The sequence below is a fragment of the Mesorhizobium sp. M7D.F.Ca.US.004.03.1.1 genome (assembly GCF_003998635.1).
GTDB classification, from domain to species: Bacteria; Pseudomonadota; Alphaproteobacteria; order Rhizobiales; family Rhizobiaceae; genus Mesorhizobium; species Mesorhizobium loti.
This window is the reverse complement of the sequence record NZ_RZQG01000496.1, coordinates 1-2,322: the sequence shown is the minus strand read 5'-3', so window position 1 is coordinate 2,322 and position 2,322 is coordinate 1. Positions and strand designations below refer to the sequence as shown.

Genomic DNA, 2,322 nt, shown 5'->3' with positions numbered 1-2,322 from the left:
GCCGACCGCCATGTGTTCGCCGTGGTATTCGAGCACGCCAAGCGGCAGAGCGACCGGCCAGTTCTCGGCGATCGCCTTGCGGATCTGGTGCGGCAGCATCAGTTCATAGCGCATGATCTATTCCATGTTGGTGTGGCGGGCGCGCATCGCTTCGGGCGACGCGCCGATCAAATCCTTAAGCTTCAGCACCATCGCCTCGAACAGCAGGAACAGCGCGCCTTCGAACACCGAGCCCATCGGCAGCACCGATGTCTTCTGTGCCCCCTGATCGTTGGCCATGGTCTGCGCGGGGATGAGCAGCGTGAAATCGGCGCGCTGTGCCGCACCGCTTTCGGCCTGGGCGGTTAGCAGCAGGTTGGTTGCACCGGCATCGTGCGCAACCTGCATGAGGGTCAGCACGGTCGAAGTCTCTCCCGGCCCGGAGCTGACCAGGAAAACATCCCCCTGCCCCAGCGGCGGCGTGGTCATGTCGCCGACCACGGCGACAGGCAGGCCCAGATGGTAGAGCCGCATCGCAAAACCCTTGACCTGCAAGGCCTCGCGGCCGCAGCCGTAGACGACGATCAGTCGGGCGCTCGCCAGCATCTTGCAGGCGGCGTCGATCCGGCTCTCATCGATGCGCGCCAGCACGCCGCCGAGTTCGTCAAGCGCGGTCTCGAACAGGCTTTTGCTCTTGTCGCTCACCGCAAACCTGCCATTGAAATCATCCTGGGATTTTGCCGCCCTTGCTGCCGCGAACAGCTTGATTTTGCTCATGCTAGCAACCGCGAAAATGCGTGTCCAACGCGCAGCTACGCTTTTGCCAGATCACAGGCATGATAGTGTCATGTCAGACAAATCAAGCGAGGCAAACGGCAGGATATGAAGACACGGCATTTCGACCGCATCGGCAATGGCGGCATCAGTTTTACCGAACTCGGCTTCGGCACGGCGCCGCTCGGCAACCTCTATCGTGCCGTCTCGGACGAGGACGCCAACGCCACGCTGGAAGCCGCCTGGGCGACCGGCTGCCGCTACTACGACACCGCGCCGCTGTACGGGCTTGGCCTGTCGGAAACGCGGCTCAACCCGTTCCTGCGCGGCAAGAAGCGCGACGACTATGTGCTGTCGAGCAAGGTCGGTCGCATCATGCGCGCCTGCCCGCCGGAAGAGCGCACCGGCATCGGCAAGTTCTTCGACACGCCGTCGCGCCGTGAAGTGTACGACTACAGCTATGACGGCGTCATGCGCTCGTTCGAAGCCTCGCTGGAGCGCCTCGGCGTCGACCGTATCGACATCCTCTTCGTGCATGACGTCGACATCTTCACCCATGGCAGCAAGGAAGCGTCCGACCGGCGCATCGAGGAGTTCATGCGCTCGGGCTATTATGGCTTGCTCTCGCTCCGCGACCAGGGCGTCATCAGGGCGTTCGGTGGTGGCATCAACGAATGGCAGGTTGCGCAGACGCTGGCTGAGCGCGGCGACTTCGACCTGTTCTTGCTGGCCGGGCGCTATACGCTGCTGGAACAGGAGGCGCTGGCATCCTTCCTGCCGCTCTGCCAGGCACGCGGTATCGGCATCGTTCTCGGCGGGCCCTACAACTCCGGCATCCTTGCAACAGGGCCGAAGCCAGGCGCCTACTACAATTACTCCGAAGCAACGAAGGACATCCTCGACCGGGTCGCCGGCATCGAGAGCGTCTGCAAGCGCCATGGCGTGCGGCTGATCGAGGCCGCCCTGCAATTCCCGCTGCTGCACCCCTCGGTCGTCTCGGTGATCCCCGGTGGCCAGCGGCCGAGCGAAGTCGAGAGCAACCGCTCGCTGCTCGATGCGAAACTGCCCGCAGCGCTTTGGGCCGATCTCAAGAAGGAAGGTCTGATGCACCCTGAAGCGCCGACCGCATAAGCCGGCCGCCATCGCGTCAGCGTCGGGCACAAAAATGAAAAGCCGGGCAAGCCCGGCTTTTCTGGTCGCGTGTACCTGCGTAGGCCACGAAAATGAAAAGCCGGGCAAGCCCGGCTTTTCTGGTCTCTGAAAAGAAAAACCGCTTAGTTGACTGCGTCCTTGAGGCCTTTGCCGGCCGAGAACTTCGGCACGGTGCGTGCCGGAATCTTCACTTCGGCGCCGGTCTGAGGATTGCGGCCGGTCGACGCCGCACGCTTTGACACGGTGAAATTGCCAAAGCCGACAAGCCGGACATCGCCGCCCTTCTTCAGTTCACCGGTGATCACGGAAAATACCGCATCGACCGCCGACTGCGCGTCACCCTTCGAAATGCTCGCGGCGTCGGCGACAGCGGATACCAGTTCGTTCTTGTTCATAAAAATTCCCTTCCATGAGAAC

At 62.5% G+C, this 2,322-nt stretch carries 3 protein-coding genes and 1 pseudogene; 1 reads left to right on the top strand and 3 read right to left on the bottom strand.

Features of this window, described 5'->3' with window-relative positions; translation table 11 throughout:
• Both EN935_RS42925 and EN935_RS23745 read right to left on the bottom strand, forming a co-directional pair.
• A pseudogene (locus EN935_RS42925) lies at positions 1–114 on the bottom strand (creatininase family protein); the annotation flags it as partial.
• Positions 115–117: 3 nt separating this feature from the next.
• Entirely contained in the window at positions 118–684 is a 567-nt protein-coding gene (locus EN935_RS23745) for an SIS domain-containing protein (protein WP_126071119.1), read from the bottom strand.
• Between the two features lie 177 nt (positions 685–861).
• Here EN935_RS23745 and EN935_RS23740 point away from each other — a divergent pair, with 177 nt between their 5' ends.
• The gene (locus EN935_RS23740; protein WP_109669510.1) at positions 862–1,884 is read left to right on the top strand and encodes an aldo/keto reductase; all 1,023 of its coding nucleotides are present in this window, start codon (positions 862–864) and stop codon (positions 1,882–1,884) included.
• Between the two features lie 143 nt (positions 1,885–2,027).
• Here the strand turns inward: EN935_RS23740 and EN935_RS23735 are convergent, their stop codons facing one another.
• Positions 2,028–2,300: an HU family DNA-binding protein gene (locus EN935_RS23735; protein ID WP_006201846.1), complete on the bottom strand. Its 273-nt coding sequence runs from the start codon at positions 2,298–2,300 to the stop codon at positions 2,028–2,030.
• Between the last annotated feature and the right edge of the window lie 22 nt (positions 2,301–2,322).